This window comes from Nocardia sp. Marseille-Q1738 (assembly GCF_965283145.1).
On sequence record NZ_CBDIMS010000006.1, the window covers coordinates 147642 to 164135 of the forward strand.

General features: G+C 64.8%; 14 protein-coding genes and 1 pseudogene. 11 read left to right on the forward strand and 4 right to left on the reverse strand.

The features are described from left to right. The first annotated feature begins 32 nt into the window (after window positions 1–32). Complete coding sequence (locus ACWPXK_RS22275; protein WP_454198116.1) at window positions 33–1580, forward strand: hypothetical protein; 1548 nt, start codon at window positions 33–35, stop codon at window positions 1578–1580. A 39-nt stretch (window positions 1581–1619) separates the two neighbouring features. Beyond that, window positions 1620–2555, forward strand: a complete 936-nt coding sequence (locus tag ACWPXK_RS22280) for a DUF6301 family protein (RefSeq protein ID WP_454198117.1) — start codon at window positions 1620–1622, stop codon at window positions 2553–2555. A gap of 11 nt (window positions 2556–2566) precedes the next feature. Here ACWPXK_RS22280 and ACWPXK_RS22285 read toward each other — a convergent pair whose 3' ends face one another. Further along, entirely contained in the window at window positions 2567–3058 is a 492-nt protein-coding gene (locus ACWPXK_RS22285) for a DUF6301 family protein (protein WP_454198118.1), read from the reverse strand. A gap of 488 nt (window positions 3059–3546) precedes the next feature. Next, a complete protein-coding gene (locus ACWPXK_RS22290; RefSeq protein ID WP_454198119.1) occupies window positions 3547–4332 on the reverse strand; it encodes a hypothetical protein in 786 nt (261 codons plus the stop codon). A gap of 316 nt (window positions 4333–4648) precedes the next feature. Here ACWPXK_RS22290 and ACWPXK_RS22295 point away from each other — a divergent pair, with 316 nt between their 5' ends. The 3 genes from ACWPXK_RS22295 to ACWPXK_RS22305 all read left to right on the forward strand — a co-directional run bounded on the left by ACWPXK_RS22295 (window position 4649) and on the right by ACWPXK_RS22305 (window position 5686). Then, window positions 4649–4858 (forward strand): hypothetical protein, encoded by a 210-nt coding sequence (locus ACWPXK_RS22295; RefSeq protein ID WP_454198120.1) that lies wholly within the window; start codon window positions 4649–4651, stop codon window positions 4856–4858. Further along, window positions 4855–5073 carry a hypothetical protein gene (locus tag ACWPXK_RS22300; RefSeq protein WP_454198121.1) on the forward strand — a complete coding sequence of 73 codons (219 nt, stop codon included), beginning with the start codon at window positions 4855–4857 and terminating at the stop codon, window positions 5071–5073. The genes ACWPXK_RS22295 and ACWPXK_RS22300 overlap by 4 nt, the downstream gene beginning before the upstream one ends. A 109-nt stretch (window positions 5074–5182) precedes the next feature. Continuing rightward, entirely contained in the window at window positions 5183–5686 is a 504-nt protein-coding gene (locus ACWPXK_RS22305; RefSeq protein WP_454198122.1) for a DNA-directed RNA polymerase subunit beta, read from the forward strand. Between the two features lie 1606 nt (window positions 5687–7292). Here ACWPXK_RS22305 and ACWPXK_RS22310 read toward each other — a convergent pair. Beyond that, window positions 7293–7469 (reverse strand): annotated as a pseudogene (locus ACWPXK_RS22310) (helix-turn-helix domain-containing protein); the annotation flags it as partial. 341 nt (window positions 7470–7810) lie between these two features. Between ACWPXK_RS22310 and ACWPXK_RS22315 the strand changes: the two are divergent. From ACWPXK_RS22315 to ACWPXK_RS22335, 5 genes are all read left to right on the forward strand, one after another. After that, window positions 7811–8353 carry a DUF3558 domain-containing protein gene (locus tag ACWPXK_RS22315; RefSeq protein ID WP_454198123.1) on the forward strand — a complete coding sequence of 181 codons (543 nt, stop codon included), beginning with the start codon at window positions 7811–7813 and terminating at the stop codon, window positions 8351–8353. 18 nt (window positions 8354–8371) lie between these two features. After that, entirely contained in the window at window positions 8372–8746 is a 375-nt protein-coding gene (locus ACWPXK_RS22320; protein ID WP_454198124.1) for a hypothetical protein, read from the forward strand. A gap of 15 nt (window positions 8747–8761) precedes the next feature. Then, window positions 8762–10021 carry a hypothetical protein gene (locus ACWPXK_RS22325; RefSeq protein ID WP_454198125.1) on the forward strand — a complete coding sequence of 420 codons (1260 nt, stop codon included), beginning with the start codon at window positions 8762–8764 and terminating at the stop codon, window positions 10019–10021. Between the two features lie 70 nt (window positions 10022–10091). Further along, window positions 10092–10853: an ESX secretion-associated protein EspG gene (locus tag ACWPXK_RS22330; protein ID WP_454198126.1), complete on the forward strand. Its 762-nt coding sequence runs from the start codon at window positions 10092–10094 to the stop codon at window positions 10851–10853. A gap of 319 nt (window positions 10854–11172) precedes the next feature. Continuing rightward, window positions 11173–12597 carry a WGR domain-containing protein gene (locus ACWPXK_RS22335; protein ID WP_454198127.1) on the forward strand — a complete coding sequence of 475 codons (1425 nt, stop codon included), beginning with the start codon at window positions 11173–11175 and terminating at the stop codon, window positions 12595–12597. Between the two features lie 109 nt (window positions 12598–12706). On the opposite strand, the gene ACWPXK_RS22340 is transcribed toward ACWPXK_RS22335, so the two are convergent. Continuing rightward, the gene (locus ACWPXK_RS22340) at window positions 12707–13486 is read right to left on the reverse strand and encodes an SDR family oxidoreductase (protein ID WP_454198128.1); all 780 of its coding nucleotides are present in this window, start codon (window positions 13484–13486) and stop codon (window positions 12707–12709) included. 661 nt (window positions 13487–14147) lie between these two features. Between ACWPXK_RS22340 and ACWPXK_RS22345 the strand changes: the two genes are divergently transcribed. After that, window positions 14148–16340, forward strand: a complete 2193-nt coding sequence (locus ACWPXK_RS22345) for an elongation factor G-like protein EF-G2 (RefSeq protein WP_454198129.1) — start codon at window positions 14148–14150, stop codon at window positions 16338–16340. The last annotated feature ends 154 nt before the right edge of the window (window positions 16341–16494 follow it).

Sequence of the window (16494 nt, forward strand, 5' to 3'; positions counted from 1 at the left end):
CCACCGAGGGTATCCCGAACCTCGACAGAGGTATGGACACCGCAGTCGAACGGCATTCTGGCCCCTGGGTCAGTGCGGATGGGCGCGAGCACTATCCACGAGATGGGGAGGAAACATGGCGTGACTCGAACGGCTCCCTCCGCGGGCCGGATGGCAAATTCGCCAGCGACCCGTACCGGCGCTCCGAGGTGGATATCGCGGCCAACTATGGCGATACCCGCACTCACGAGTTGTCCGATGCCGCTCAGGCCAAGCACAAACATCTTGTAGCTGAGCAAGGGCAGGCAAAGGAGAAGCGCGACAGACTGATACAGCACCGAGACGAGCTGGCCGCCGAACTCGGGGTTACCGCAAAAGATCTCAACAGGCAAAATCTTCGAGCCACTATCGCTGGATTGAATTCGCGTGCGTTGGAGGCCGGTGATACAAGCCGGCTGGAAAAGATCGCTGCACTCAGAAGTGCGGCCATCGAGACTTCCGAGGCAATCTGGGCTGTGGTCAACCGCGCCGAGCTCGCAGGAATGAATGGCGCCCGCGATGTCCTGCCACAGAACGCATTGATCTTGACGGGCCGCGAGGGAGATGGCCCAGGTAGAGCGAACACCCTCGATCTGGTCGCCCTTGTCCCAGGAAGGGCCGGGGAAGAAGTGCGCGTTCTTATTCTGGAGGCCAAGGGGTTCGGATCCTCACTCGGTTCCAGAATGGTGGACGGGCTTCGCGTACAGCAAGGAACCCAACTGTATCGGGACTGGATGCTCAGGAACGATCAGGCTTTGCAGCAAGCCAGACAGGAACTGGCGCGGGACAACCCGGAACTCGCACGGGCGATGGAACAAGCGATCGCCGCCCGGCGCATCGACTACATGCTGGTCCACGTCGAACTAGACCGCGTCACCGTGACCGAGTTCCTCATGGAGGGCCCCCAGCAAGCCCTCGAGCTGGGTGCCGACAGGGTACGCACTCCGGAACTGGTCCGAGGACAGTGGCGCGAGCAGGCAAGAACGTTCCTACGGGAGGCGGATACAAGGTTCGCCGAATCGGTTGAGCGCCAGATAGAGGCAATGAATCAACAGCCGGTGCGCGCCGCTGACCAACATCAACGAGAACAGGAACTGGCATATCGCAGAGAGGCAGCCGACAAGCTGCGAGCCCATGCCGCGCAGTATCGAGAGACATTGCGAGCCTTGGCCGCTGGCGACTTGGAAAAGGTAGCGGCTGTGCTCAAGTATTACGGCAAGGATCCCGATGCGCGGCTGTCGGCGGAGTCACCTGTCCGGGACAGACAAGCGGAGCGATCAACGGCACCACCGGTGGTGCAGGTCGAGGTCAACCGGGGACCTGATGTGGAACCAGTCCGGGTTCCATACGATTCACAGGAACGGCGAGACACCTACATCGCCATCAGGATGTGGCAGGGCGTGGACGTGAGGGCGTTGGACATCGTCAGACTCCATGATGTGGGCGCAGCCTCACCGCTCCAAGCGCAGAGTCTGCGCGAGCTTCGGGAACGTGAGGCCGCACAGATAAGGCGGGCCCGCACACGTGAAGGAAACGAGCGAGGTCTGAGCCGTGAGCGTTGACCAAGAATATCGTGGATATGGCACCCGGAAGTTGGTCGCATGAGTAAGAATTTCGACGTCGATATCGAAGCCACGATGGATGTCATCGAGGCCGCCCACCGGTTCCACTGGACGTGGGAGGTCCCCGATGTCGAACGATTCAGTGCCGCCGTGGGTTGGCAACGGCAGGAGATCGAAGATGCCACCGTAGTGTGGTTGACGACGCGTGCTCATCTCAGCAACCCAGACGCCTACTTCGAGATGATCGGCGACAGGATCAAACGGGTGACTGTTTCCGTGACCGATATTGTCGATCCCGATGCAAACGATCTCCTTGCCGGAGTGTTCGATACGACCAGCACGCGAGTGAGCCAAAGTCTCGGCGCTCCGGACCTAGAGGTAACCAGTCCGAGCCCGATGTCCTGGTGGCGAGTATCCGAGTGCGCGATCGAACTGGCGCTGCTCGACCGCAGCGTAGTTGTGTCCCTGATCCCACCCGACGTACCGCACTTGATCGACGAGATCGAGGTGCGAAAGGCGATGGTGGAGTACACCGCCGCCAAATGGGAGGCGTTCACAGAACGACTAGCCAACTTCCTCTCAGAACTGCCGAGCAGCGCGAAGTTGATTTTGGAAGCGAGCGGGAAACGATATGTCCAGTTCGCTCAGTACGACACCGAGTTGTACGCTGAACTGGCGAGCAATGAGTTTCTCGACCAGCCGATTACGTCCGAGGCCGAGCAGTTTCTGCGTTCTACCGGCTGGCACGACCCAGCACACTACGGAAGTCGAGTCGGAAACTGGCATCGCCGCCTACCCTGGCCCACCCCGTTCGCCGGATACACCACCCTTGCCCGAGCGACGACAAGTGGACTGCGGGACGCTTTGCGCGTCGACACTCCCAAAGATTTGACCGCGTACGGCTGGATGGACGGCGAGGACCTCGACCTGACCGAGCTGGCACCGGTCGTCGGAGCAACGCCGGGCCTCAGCTAGGTCCCCGAAGGTCAGTCGAGAACTCCGTGCGCTTGAAGTTCGTCCACGATCAACCGACTGTCCGGCCGGACCACCGAAACGGTGACGTTCCGGTCGAGAACAAGCAATTCCCCTATGAATTTCGGCGTCCTCCACAGAATCTTTGCGTTGCGTCCGGGCACACGCACGACGGGGTCGCCGAGCACATCGATCAAGGACACGCAGGCAGCGTTGAATACATTTATCAAGAATTCTCGGGACTGCGGTTCGACGAAGTCGGTGAGGTGGACGGTAACTTCGTCTATCTTCTGATCAGCGACCGTGAACACGGCGAAAGGCTTCGCGAGCCGGGCCTTTGTCATCATGACAACCGTGGTCTCGGAACCGAATTCAGCAGGCGTCCAGCCGACGATCTCGCTGAACCGCTCCACATCATCAACGCTCCAAGTCCACTCGAACTGCATGGCGGCACGGAAGAAATCCACCGCATTCACCACGTCCGCCCTGGACACATCGTTCCCCACCTTCACTCCTCCACATCGTCAATCAACTTTTACGATCACGGCTCCGAATTCAACTTGCTGACGATTCCGATACAGTCGGTAATCGATATCGTCTTCCATGCATCGTACCTCAATTGGCACACTTACGATATGGCGGATCGAGCTGGAACGAATCGACCTAGCTATCGAAATTCGCTGCCATTTCCGCAGAGTGCCTCCACCGGCCTCGGACCTCGCCACTGCTCGGCTGCGGAAGCTTGCAGAACGCTCCCGAAACGCCGGCCTGGAATTCAGCATCGACTACCAAGAAGTCGATGCGGAGGAAAATCCGTTGACTGCCGACAAGGCACTCAGCTGACCTGAACCTGGTCATTGCTGCGGTAATCTTAGCAACGCCGCGCCTCGGTTGGATCACAGCTGGGGCGCGCCGGTCAGCGGACTCCACGTGCTTCTAGCTCATCTAGGACCAGCCGATAGTCCTGCCAGCAGGCCTGGGGCACCTCTCGAGGTCACGCAGTCAATCGAGCCTGCACGAACTGCTGTGCGTGCGGCGGCATGAGCTCTACGGGCATCAGATACCACGCGCCGCTGCGGAACTTCCACTCCACGACGTCGCGGCGGAGCCTGAAGCGCCGGACATTCCGGTAGGGGATGCGCCAATTATCGACGGGCGTGCGGAGGGCGAAACCCTCACCGTCGTACTCGACATGCATGGATGCACCCGGAAAGGCGTAGGAGGCGATCCGTTTGCGGCGCGCGGCCCAGGCGCGGAGCCCACCGACGACCATGCAGATCACGATGAAGCCGAGCAGGAACGCGATGCCGCCGACCGCACCGTCGCCCAATCCCTCGGTGCCCTCGCGGATGACATTCACGACTATCTGCAGGCTGAACAGCCCGGCGAACAGGCCCAAGAACAGCAGAAACCGAGTCGGATCAAAGATGGCGAAGAAGGCCGCGCGATTGAGATGTCCCGCGGTCTCCGCGTCGGCGGCATAGTCGAAGACGAGCCGCTGCCCGCCGGCCGTCGGGGCGGGCTGGTCGTACTGCGCGTTCGGCGGCGGATACTGGCCACCGCCTTGCTGCGGCGCCGGATGTTGCTGCAGCGGCTGCGGAGATGGCTGCCGCGCTTGCTGTGGTGCCGCTGGTGGATACGGTTGCCCTGCCTGCGGTTCTGGCTGCGGCCCATACAGATGCGGTTGTGGCGCTGGCCGATGTGCCCCCTGCGGCGGATGCCCGCCGTACGGAACCGGCATCGCGTTCGGATACGGCTCCCCAGCCGGATACGGATTCACGTCGTTCGAGTTCCTTCCCTGCAGTGGAAGGCTAACCCGAGGCCGCCGGATTCTCGTAATGAAGAGGTCAGGGGTTACCCGAGAACGGCGGCATCCGTGAGATATACGCCTCTCCCGATAGCCGGAACGGAAACCGGAATCCGCGCTCCCACCTGGCGGTTTCGGATTCTACGTTCGGCGGTAGGTGCCCGGTGCCGGGCCGACGCCGCACGTTTCAGCGGCGCACTGGCCCGCCAGGGTGACGGACCGGTGGCGACAGCCCCCGGCACCGGGCACCGCCGACCAATGGTGCTCGAAACGGAGAGGCGTCGCGTCCATGAATTTCCTTGCTGTGTATCAGCTGCTCGCATTGAGCGACACGGCTGCCCATCAGGAGCCGATCCTGCCGTTCACCATCGGTCAAGCGCATGAGGTGATGCGGGTGCACGTGGACTGCCGCGCGAGACTCTGTCCTCGTAAAGCGGCGGCACGGCAGGTGCTGATCGACAGCGGGCGGATGGTGCCGGACAACAGCAAGCCGCGGTGAAGCCGGGTGTGCCGGCAGAGCCGCCGGACCGACGCCGAATCCGCCATATCCGTATCGAATCCGGCGCACTGCGCCTTGATTATCGGGCCGGTGCCGAACAAGCCGAAAGCGTGGCCGACCACCTTGCCCGGCGTTTTCCGGAACTCATCGTGACCGTCGATGACGAGCTGCACGACGGCCTCCCGCCTTTGCCCTGCGCGCAACTCTGGGACTGATTTCCCAATTCTCATTTTCGAAACCCGAATGGACACATCACGAATGACCCATGAATCGGATCGCGACCCCAACTCCCCATCCCAGCCGAGCCGCCACCATGGGCCAGCCATGGGCGCACCGGCCGACCCCACGCTGACCCGCTGTCTGTACTACCGGCACATCTGCGGACTTCCGTGTTTCGTGGACGGCGAAACGGGGCGAATCACCTTGCGTGCAGGTGCCGTCGCCGCGGTCACGGTCCCCGAATGGCTCGGTGAAATGGTGTACACCGACCTCTCCCGGCAATATCTGCTCGGACCCGTCATCGCGCACGGGTCCGGCCGCTGGAGCATCCTCGCCCGCCCCGACGATACCGGCACTCTTGACAGCGATGTCTTCACCGCACTGCTGCGCGCTGCCGCGACGATCGTCCCCGATGGCGGCGAAGTAGTCCTGCCGTCCCCAGGCGACGAAAGGACCGGCTACCGGCGATGGGTCGTCGCGCCACGCGACGCCTTCCGCCCGCACATCAGCACTGTCGTGCACTCGATCATCAAGTGCGCCGGGACCGGTCTGCAACCGCGCCGCCACAATGGAATTCAAGATCCCGACACGCCACGACACCACTCGTAGTTTCGCGATAACCCATGTGTAGGTGCCCGGTCCAGATAGGTTCGCTGGTATCCGAGTTCAGCAACGCGACGAGGATAGTCGAATGGCGGCGCGATATGCCCGAAACCAACCGCCAATCGACTACCCTCGCGAACTCGCGGGTCGTCCCGTGCAGCGCCGTGGACAGGTTGCGGTACTGGCGATCCATACCGGCGGTTACAGCAGAAATATCTGGACGGCGCACTGGATTCGCATCTTTGAGCGAACAATCTGGATGACGATCGGCGACGCGTCGCACGCCTCCACGGGGGTGGAACGGTACGCGGGTTTCGGTGGCCGGCCAGGCGTGAACCATTCGAACGCCGGAGGCAACGCGCATGTCACAGCCGAAAGAACCGAGCGTGCGTCGATCCGGTGCGCGAAGCGAGATTATCTCGTCTCAGCTGTGCGTAGGCCACCCCGAGCGGCCGCTCCAGGAGAAGGTGTCGAATCAGGTGGAACCTGACGAGCGATGGTGCGTCCTACACTTCAGGGACGACCTTTACGGCGCAGGTCGGGCGGCTTCGGTGGGGCGACGAACGTCGGCGACCCGCGCGGCACGCCGCGCCAAGAACTCCCGCACTTCCGGTATTGCAGCATGCGTGCGAACCAGGCTGGCGATTGAGTCGATTCGCTGATGCAGGCGGGTGGAGGCGAGGCTGCTGATGGTATCGAAGTTGTCGGTCAGCAGAGCGCACGCTTGGGCGAGGTCACCGGCATCGACGAGGTTTCGAGCAAGGTTGAGCTGCCAGGCAGCGCGCTCTCTTGGCCAGGCGGACGAGCTGTCGATGGCGGCTTGTATGTGGATGGTCGCAGCATCGTGCTCACCCACCCGCATGCGGGCCTTGCCGGTGATGAAGCTCAGTTCGGCCTCGGGCAGGAACACCCAGTCTGGGTCATGTCCCCGTGTGGATTCATGCGCACGGTACGCTCGGCTAATTGCCGCTGTCATTGCGGCCTTGTCTCCACGTGCTGCCTGGGCTTCGGCTTCACGGATCGCCATCAATGCTCGCAGTTTCGGACCGCCGTCGCGAAGCGCTGCCTGTGATGCGGCCTGTGCGTACTGCACGGCCAAGGGATGTCCCCTCATTTCCCCGGGACCACTCACCATGAGGCAGCTGGCGTTGCCCAATGCATGCGCCGCGGCGATCCCATCACCAGCCGCATTGGCGGCGTGCGCCGCGTCCGCGTAGAAGCGGCGTGCATCATCGAGACGGCCCGCGTCGTAGTGGACCCAACCTGCGGCGGTCATCATCTCGGCGCACGCGCTGGTGAGCGCCCGCCCGATCTCCTCGGTGTAGCTGCCGTGGTTGAGAAGCTGCTCGACGTAGCGAACCTGGTTGACGGCCACGCGGCACAACCGGTCACCGCCGACCACCAAATCCAGCTCGTGGATCTGGTTCACGCTCTCGTTGAGGGCGGCGACATCGCTGGCACCGACTTTCACGCCGGACGCCGATGCGGCATTTGCCGGGGCGGTTGCCGACATCATGGCCGCCCCCGCACTCCCTAGTACCCCTGCTCTGAAGAAGTTGCGACGGTCCACATCTGCCTCCTGGTCCGACTCCACTACCAGTATGGCAAGCGGAACCCCCAGTGCACGGGCGACGAGCCGAAGAACGCGAACATCGTGCGAGGCAGGACCTCCGCGCTCCAAACCCGAGACTGCAGGCTGGGAGAAGTTGATCAGCGCGCCCAGTTCAGTCTGGGTCATGCCGATGGATTTCCTGATCCGCCGGATGACTTCACCGGTCGTCATGTACATGTCCAGCGCCCCCGATCATTGGCTGATTTCCCCTGCATGTCCCACCCGAAAGCAATTGTCTCCGCAGGATATACACCTCCTCGCAGAGCCGGATCGGAAACCGGAAATCGAGGGCCATGGCAACAGTCCGACCGCGAACGCCTCGATCCTCCAGCGATTCCCCGAGTTGCTGCGACCGCCCGCGCTCTTCCGCTGCACAACGCGAGACCGGCGCGTCTCAGCCGTGAACAGGCTCGCGCACCTGGACCACGAGAAGGAGCCGAATCCGGTGGAACCAGACGATGCGTTCGTGCGTCCTACACTTCAGGGACGACTATGACGGCCCGGATCGGGAGGCTTCGGTGGGACGACAGACGACGGCGACGGTGGCGGCGCTCGCTGGGATGGCACTGGTTGCCTCGGGGTGCGGATCGGGTACGGAGGGCACCGCCACGCCGAGTGCCGTCACTGATACGTCGGCGGCGACGGCCGCGCTGTGGGATCCGTGTACGCAGGTTTCGAACAGCGCATTGCAGCAGATCGGCGTCCGCCCGGAAACGAAACGTTCGGGGGTCGCGGGTGTCGAGGAATCAGGGTGGAAGGTGTGTTCGTGGAACAACGAGGACTTCAACCTAGGGGTGTCCGCGACGATCTACACCGTCAACGATTTCAAGGCCAAGCCGGATAACATCAACTTTTCTGATATATCGATCGCCGGGCGTGACGGTGTCCAGCATCGGAGGTCCTCCGACAAGTTCAACGAGCTTTGCGATCTCATCTTTCCCGCGAACTTCGGCTCGTTCGGGGTAACCATTTCAAACCGCGCGTCGTCAAAGAACCCCGCGGAGCCGTGTTCCAGTGCACGTGCTGCCGCAGAGGTTGTCGTACCGAGCTTTCCGCACTAGGCAGAGGGACATCATCAAATGGCACTGGGAGAAGACATATCACGGTGGAGGTATCTCGCCGATGAAGCCAAGGCGGGCCGCTTGTATCTCGACAAGTCGGTCGCACAGGCGTGCCGGGACGCGTGCAGTCGGCAGATCGAGCTCTACAACCAGCTACGCGATGATCTGCAGTGGGTAAGCAAGGTGAGCGGCCTCGGCCGCTTCGATTGCGCAGACGAGCTGGCTAAGATGCTGGGCGGCAAGGCAATCGGCGGTGAGGGTGACGTAGACTCCGCCTTGAGGGAGCACATCGAGGTGCTGGCTCTGATGCGTGACACCATCCAGGTCTCCGTCGACCGCATCGGCGCCCAGGACGAGACCAACGCGCAAAACACGAACACTCTGTTGAACTGATCGGGGGGAATGGTCGTGGGTCTACCGTTCATGGTCGCGATCGGCGCCGCACTGTACGAGCAGTCGAAATCCGGCCCGCCTGATAACGGTTCGCGCGATGAGAGTCCCGACGCGTCCATCGCGCGCAACCGCATCGCCGAGATCATGCGCGGTGGCACCGAATTGCAGACCCAGTCACCGAAAGTCCCGGAGAGCGCATACAAGAATCCGGATGGCATCGACGATCTCTATGAACGCGTGCAAGCGATGTCGATCACCGATGTCGTCGCGTTGCATCAGCGGTGGGAGTCCATTCGGAACCGGCTGGAGCAGGGTTTGCAGGGTTTCGGCCCGGAGATCGGCAAGGCCATGGAAGGTAAGTGGGAGGGCGCGGCGGCGAAAGGCGCGGCGGACGGGGTCAAAGAGTACGTCGACAAGTCCGGCGGGCTGATCGGTTCGGTACAGATCATCGCCGAGAAGGTGAAGATCATCCGGTCGGGCATCGAGGTCACGCGGCCCGCCGTGCAGGAGGCGCCGGGTCACACGTGGACCAGCAACGTGGCGAGCTGGGTGCCCGGACCGACGTGGAAGCTGAACCAGCATCGTGCCGATACCGCCCACGACGCTTCGGTGAACGTCGTCAGGAATGTCTTCTATCCCGCGGTCCGGGAGGCGGACACCGGCGTTCCGCTGGTACCCAAACCGCATAATCCCGTGCACGAGTCCGGCGGCCAGCCGTCCGGACCGAACAACGACTGGCAACCCCAACTGCCTGGTTCTGGAGACAAACCCACGAGCGCACAATCCACACAGCCGCCGGGTGCGCACGATACAGCGCAGAACACCGTCCCGACGGACGCGAATCCGCCTGCCGAGCAACAGAACACTACCGACCAGACCACGCCCGCGAGCACCGACCCATCGACCCGACCGGCGAGCACCACCCCTGGCACCGATCCGTCACCGACCCGCCCCGGAACACCCAGTCCCGGCTCGCCCGGCACACCGAACCCCGGCGTGCCCGGCCTCGGCACCCCGGCGCCCGGCCGCAGCATCAACGGCGCTCCGGCTGCTCCGGGCACTGCTCCCGCCGCCGCAGCGGCACGCTCCGGCACCGGACGCCCCGGTATGGCCGGGATGCCGGGCATGGTGCCGCCCGGCGCCCGCGGCAAGGGCGATGACGACAAGGAACACCAGGTCAAGGATTACCTGGTGAACCAGCGCAACGGCGAGGAACTCACCGGTCTCGGCGAGGAGAACAGCGTGAAGACGGTTCCCCCGGTGATCGGCGCATGAACGCACGAAGCATCGGCGCCGCGCTGCCACGCAGGCCGGGGCTGCGGTGCTCGACGGATGAACCGGCATCATGAGCCGACCGGAGTGGTCGTTCACGGCGCTCGGCTTCACCGTGCTGTGGCGGGCCGCGGAGCGCGACGTGCTTCCGTACCCGCTGCAATACCGGTCCACCGCGGACACGGTCGCCGAGTACGAAGCGGAGTGGAAATCCGAAGCCGCCGGACTGCACCGGCGCTGGGACGAGTCCCTGTACGGTGCGCTGCGCGTGCTGGCCGAACCCGAGGCGCGCATCGAGGTCGCGGGATTCCAGGGACAGGACAAACTACGCATCCACGCCGCCGTGCAGTACCGGCACGCCGTGCTGCTCGTACAGGAACCGACCTCGTCACCGGATCGCGGTGGGGCCGTGCGCATGTCGCTGATCGACGCGGCGCAGGTGAGCCGTCGCGTCGTCGACCTGCTGCCGGACGCTCCGCGTGGCGGCGGCCCCGGCATCGAGCTCTCCCGGCACGACCTCGACATCGAGGACGAAGGCCCGTACCGGGTCGGGGCTCCTCCACCGCCCGGCGCTCGAGCGGAACAATTCTTCGAACGGCCCCGCAAAACCATCGCCCACGTCGCGGTTTACGCGGGCCCCGCATGGGACAACCGCCCAGCACCCGCCCGGGGCTTCCACGTGATGGACTACCCGGACGGCCGCTACCTCGTCAGCAGCGGAGCAACCATCAAAGCCGTCCCCGCCGACAGCACCGACATACGGTCCCAGCTCGAGCGGGTCGTTCAGGTCACGATCGAAGGGTTTCGAGAGGAGAACGATCCGAGTTACACCTGAGCCAGGGATCTTCGGCGGTTGCCGAACGGAATGGGTTGACAACCAACCGAACCTATCGACGCCGAGCGCACGGCCGACTCTCCCTGCCACCGGGATCCGGACCATCCGGCGCGGACGCTGCCGAGCGGCCCGCCACACCTGCGCCAACGTCAGCGCTTCCACAACCCACGGAAAGCTCGCGGCCGCGACCTCGACAGCCGACGCTACCGGAGCGCTGTGCCATGCGCTCACTGCTGCGATCCATCGGGAGCACGCCGAATGTCGGTCCCCCTTGCTAACTTTCGTCCCGTTCTGATCTGACGAAAAAGGCGAGGCGCACATGACAATCGGGGGAACCACCTATCTCGAACTGTCCGAGGACAGCGGTTCGGCGCACAAGTTCTACGAGGTAGTCGTCGCGGGCACGCAGGTGAGTGTTCGTTTCGGTCGCATCGGGGAGCAGGGGCAGACGAAGGTCAGTTCGTTCGCCACCGAGGAGAAGGCGCAGGCGGCCGCGGCGAAGAAGATCGGCGAGAAGGTTCGCAAGGGGTATGCGCCCGCGGTGATGGGTGCGCGGGGCAGGCGTCCGGTGACCAGGCGGGCGATCAGCAGCCAGCGCTCGACCGCGAAGTCCGCGCCCGTGCTGTGGAGCTTCGACTCCGGCGCCGCCGCCTTCGGCATCTTCGTCGACGAGCGGCGCTGCTGGGTGGGCAACGAGAGCGGTGACGTGTACACCCTGACCCCGGAGGGCGTGGTCACCGGCCGCTATCGCCTGCCGGATTCGGTGAAATGCATTGTGGCCGACGACTTCTGGATCTACGCCGGATGCGACGACGGCCGCGTCTACGACCTGTCGGGCAAGGTGCCCAGGGCCGCCTACGACATCGCGGCCGACGTCGACATCTACTGGCTGGATATTCACGACGGCATCCTCGGCGTCTCCGACCGCCAAGGCGGCATCACCGTGATCGACTACGAAGAAGAGTCGCTGTGGAGCCGCCGCAGCACCGGCGACTCAGGGTGGATGGTGCGCATCGACCCGAACGGCGTCTACCACGGGCACTCCGCCGGTGTCACCAAATACGACCTGGACAGCGGAAATACCCTGTGGCAGACCGGTACCGGCGGCGAGGTGCTGTTCGGCTGGCAAGAATCCGACGCCGTCTATGCCGGTACGGACCGTCGCCAGGTCCGCATGGTGGCCAAGAGCGGCCGCGCCGAGCAGACCTACCAGTGCGATGCCGCGGTCTTCTCCTGCGCCACCTCACCCGACGGACGCTACGTCTTCGCCGGTGACAACTACTCCTCGGTGTACTGCTTCGACGCCGCCGGAAACCGGCTGTGGAAATTGGCCACCGGCTGCGGTTCGGCCTATTCCATGCAGTACCACGACGACAAGCTGTATCTGGTGACCACCACCGGCACGCTGGCCTGTCTCGATGTCGGCGAAGCCGCCATCCGCGACGCCGAGCAGGGTGTGCTGCCCGAGACGGTGTCGGTGAAGGCTCCGGAGATCTCCGCCGTGGTGCCGAGCACCACCGTCGAGGTGACGTCCGACGCCGGAACCGGTGTCATCGTGGAATGCGTGGACCATAGCGGCGCGCTGCGCGTCCGCGTCGTCTCCCCGGGATATCAGCACGGATGGAATGTCCAGTTCCCCAAGGATATTCGCCGTGCGGGCGCTCGATACGTGGTCGACGGCGTGGCCGAGTCCGCGCGCGGCGGTTTCTATCGGGTGCGCGGGGATATCCGGCAACTGAGCTGACCTCGTTCGGCTCGGCTGCCGGCTCAGCCCCCGACGTCTCGGCAACTGTTGGCATGAGATGCATCATGCGCAGAGTTGCCGGGACTGCGGCGGCGGAGACAACCGGCCGTTATCGACGCCGAGACGTGCGGCTGTAGGCGTTCGCGGGATCGGAAGCGACGAACTGTGCCCATGTTTGTCCGTCATGGGCATGACCTGGGCAGGTGTTCTCCCCCGCCCGGAACGCGCGGCCGACCCTTCCCGGCACCGGGATACGGACAATCCGTCGCGGACGCTGCCGGGCGTCCCGCCACACCTGCGTCAACTGCTCCAACGTCAGTACGTCCGGACCACCGAAGTCAGGAGCACGGCCCACCGGTCCGCCCTTGACCAACTCGGCGACCCGCCGCGCTACGTCGGCGGCAGCGACCGGCTGGAATCGAAAGTCCAAGGGCAACGGCGCAACTGGCCACCCCTCGACGGTCCGCAACCCGGACGCGATCAACTCGTGAAACTGCGTCGCCCGCAGAATCGTATGCGGCACCCCGCTGTCGATGATCTTCTGCTCGCAGGCCAGCTTGTTGCGGTAATACCGGAACGGGATGCGATCGATCCCCACGATCGACACGTAGAGAAGCTGCTCGACACCAGGCGCGGCGCGAAGCAGATTCTCGGTTTGCGCGATGTCCGGTGCACCCCACCGACGGAAGTCCGAGGCGGCATGCACGATCACATCCGTTCCCGCGACAGCCTCCGATACGCTCGCACCCGTCCGCAGGTCGCCGACGTGTGTGCCCGCACCAGGGCGTCGGGAGAGCACCCGGACGTCGTGGCCCTGTTCGCGCAACCGACCGACTACCAGCCTGCCCAATGCCCCGGTTCCGCCCGTGACGAGAATGCGACTGCCCATCTATTGCTCCTTCCACATCGTCAACCCGCTTTCTCGGATCGAGTCCCGGCAGATAGCTCGGCAGCGGGACGGTTCCGGGCTACACCATCAAGATCACCGCAACCTATCCGACAAGGACCTCACTGGTCGGCAGCGGCGGCCACACCGTCCTCGAGCGCTCGCCACCACAATCTGGCCCGGGTTCGTTCCTCGGCTGTACCTGGGCAAGGCGCCGGACGGGGTCCGCGAGCGACCAGCCCGACCCACCGACCCTCGCGGTCGCCGAGCTCGACCGCCGCTCCGGCCGCGCTCGAGCCGCGATAGCGGTGGCGGAAAGATCGCGACGGCTGTCGACGACGACAGGGACCCTGAATCGACCATTCAGGTCAGGTGGCACCCGGACCGGGTACCTGCTCACCGTGCGATCCATCGAGCTATCGACTTGGCCTCGGCCTGGGCCGCAAGGATGCCTTTCACTAGCCCGCAGACAGCCCTCCAGGCGTCGTACGGACGGTTCTCGGCGCATCCGAACCCACTGGCCGTGCAGCGGCACCGCGAGCTGAGGAAACCTCCTTCGACGCGATCGGCGCTCGTCGCAGTTCGATCTCCCGATTCGTGGACGAGAGGTGACGCCCGGTGGGAAGGTGGATGTACCGCAGGTGTCGGCAAAGGAGCGAGACGCATGGTGGACAAGACCAACGGAGCGCCCGCAGGCAACGGCGTGGTGGCGGCGGAGGGCCCCGAGCAGATCCGCAACGTGGTCCTGGTCGGGCCCAGCGGATCGGGAAAGACCACGCTGGTGGAGGCCATGGCGCTCACTGCGCGGGCGGTGAATCGCGCCGGACGGGTCGAAGACGGCACGTCGCTGTCGGACTACGACGAGATCGAGCATCGCCAGCACCGCTCGGTGCAGCTGTCCGTGGTGCCGGTGACGTGGGGCGGAGTGAAGATCAACCTTCTGGACACGCCGGGGTACGCGGACTTCGTGGGCGAGCTGCGGGCGGGACTGCGCGCGGCCGACGCGGCGCTGTTCGTCATCTCCGCGGCCGAGGGGGCGGAGGCAATCGCGGGGGCGACCAGAGCGCTGTGGGAGGAGTGCGCCGCGGTGGGCATGCCGCGCGCGATTGTGATCACCCACCTGGATACGGCGCGTGACGAGTACGACGTGATGACCGAGGCATGCCAAACCGTGCTGGGTGGCGGATCGACGGAAAGCATTCTGCCGCTTCACCTTCCGGTGTACGGCCCGAAGCACCCGGACGGCCACCGGCCGGTCACCGGCATGGTGGAGCTGCTGCCGCACTGCGTGGGCGATTACTCCTCCGGAACGGAGGTCCAGGGCGACCCCTCGCCCGAGCAGGTACCCGCGCTGGAGGAGGCGCGCAACCGTCTCATCGAAGGCATCATCGCCGAGAGCGAAGACGAAAGCCTGATGGAACGCTACCTGGAGGGCGAGGAGATCAGCCTGGCGACGCTGGTCGCCGACTTGGAGCGTGCGGTCGCGCGCGGAAGCTTCCATCCGGTGCTCTTCGCCGCGCCCGCGCCCGAAGGTGCCAAGCAGGGCTTGGGCACCGTCGAGCTCCTCGAGCTGATCACCGGCGGGTTTCCGACCCCGGTCGAGCACGCCGTCACCGCCAGCAACGGCGCCGGGCCGCATCCGCTGCGCTGCGACCCGGACGGCGAGCTGGCCGCCGAAGTCATCCGCACCGCGTCCGACCCGTACGTCGGACGGGTCTCCTTGGTCCGGGTCTTCTCCGGCACCTTGCACCCCGACGACACGGTGCACGTCAGCGGCCACGGTCTCGAGGACCGGGGTCACGAGAGTCACGAGGTGGACGAGCGCATCGGCGCCATCTCCGCCCCCTTCGGCAAGCAGCAGCGCCCGCTCGGGCAGGCGATCGCGGGCGACATCGCCTACGTCACCAAACTCGGTCGCGCCGAGACCGGTGACACCCTGTCGTCCACCGTCAATCCGCTGCGGATCGAGCCATGGCCGATGCCGGATCCCTTGCTACCGATAGCAATTCGTGCGCACAGCAAGGCCGACGAGGACAAACTCTCCCAGAGCCTGTCCCGCTTGGCCGCCGAGGATCCGGCCCTGCGGCTCGAGCACAACGGGCAGACGCATCAGCTGGTGCTGTGGTGTCTCGGCGAAGCACATCGCGACGTCGCCTTGGAGCGGTTGCGGACGCGGTTCGGGGTGCAGGTCGACGTGATCGACCACGTGGTGGCGTTGCGGGAGACGTTCGCGGGCAAGGCGTCCGGGCGCGGCAGGCATGTGAAGCAGTCCGGCGGGCACGGGCAGTACGCCGTGTGCGAGATCGAGGTCGAACCGCTGCCCGAAGGGTCGGGGATCGAGTTCGTGGACAAGGTGGTCGGCGGAGTCGTTCCGCGCCAGTTCATTCCGTCGGTGGAGAAGGGTGTGCGAGCGCAAGCGTCGCGTGGGCTCACCGCCGGATATCCGCTCGTGGACGTGCGGGTCACACTGTTCGACGGCAAAGCCCACTCGGTCGACTCCTCCGACGCCGCGTTCCAGACCGCGGGCGCGCTCGCCCTCCGTGAGGCGGCCGCGACCGCGGGAATCCGAGTGCTGGAGCCGCTCGCCGAAGTCTGGGTGCTGGTCACGGACGAGTACGTCGGACCGGTGCTGAGTGACCTGTCCAGTCGCCGCGGACGCGTTCTCGGCACCGAACCGCACGGCTCCGGACGAACCCGGATTCACGCCGAAGTGCCGGAACTGGAACTCAGCCGCTACGCCATCGACTTGCGGTCGATCTCGCACGGCACCGGCGATTTCACCCGCGCCTACGTGCGCCATGAACCGATGCCGAACCAGCTGGCGGCCGCGATGCGCGGGGAGAAGGCTCGCGCCTAAAGGATCGTCTTCGCGGACCTCGCCCCACACGATCGTCTTTCGGCCACGGTCGCCTGCTGTGCGGGACACGTTCACGTGCAGCACCGTCGACTACGAAGGCCCTGTCGACTGGTATCTGCGCAGCCACTGAAATGACTCGCAGCACCCTCCGAAC

Coding starts and splice junctions, on each gene's coding strand:
- ACWPXK_RS22330 (WP_454198126.1), top strand. CDS start 10,092: ATGAGCCGACCGGAGTGGTCGTTCACGGCGCTCGGCTTCACCGTGCTG.
- ACWPXK_RS22295 (WP_454198120.1), top strand. CDS start 4,649: ATGAATTTCCTTGCTGTGTATCAGCTGCTCGCATTGAGCGACACGGCT.
- ACWPXK_RS22275 (WP_454198116.1), top strand. CDS start 33: ATGGACACCGCAGTCGAACGGCATTCTGGCCCCTGGGTCAGTGCGGAT.
- ACWPXK_RS22345 (WP_454198129.1), top strand. CDS start 14,148: ATGGTGGACAAGACCAACGGAGCGCCCGCAGGCAACGGCGTGGTGGCG.
- ACWPXK_RS22335 (WP_454198127.1), top strand. CDS start 11,173: ATGACAATCGGGGGAACCACCTATCTCGAACTGTCCGAGGACAGCGGT.
- ACWPXK_RS22305 (WP_454198122.1), top strand. CDS start 5,183: ATGGGCGCACCGGCCGACCCCACGCTGACCCGCTGTCTGTACTACCGG.
- ACWPXK_RS22280 (WP_454198117.1), top strand. CDS start 1,620: ATGAGTAAGAATTTCGACGTCGATATCGAAGCCACGATGGATGTCATC.
- ACWPXK_RS22320 (WP_454198124.1), top strand. CDS start 8,372: ATGGCACTGGGAGAAGACATATCACGGTGGAGGTATCTCGCCGATGAA.
- ACWPXK_RS22340 (WP_454198128.1), bottom strand. CDS start 13,486: ATGGGCAGTCGCATTCTCGTCACGGGCGGAACCGGGGCATTGGGCAGG.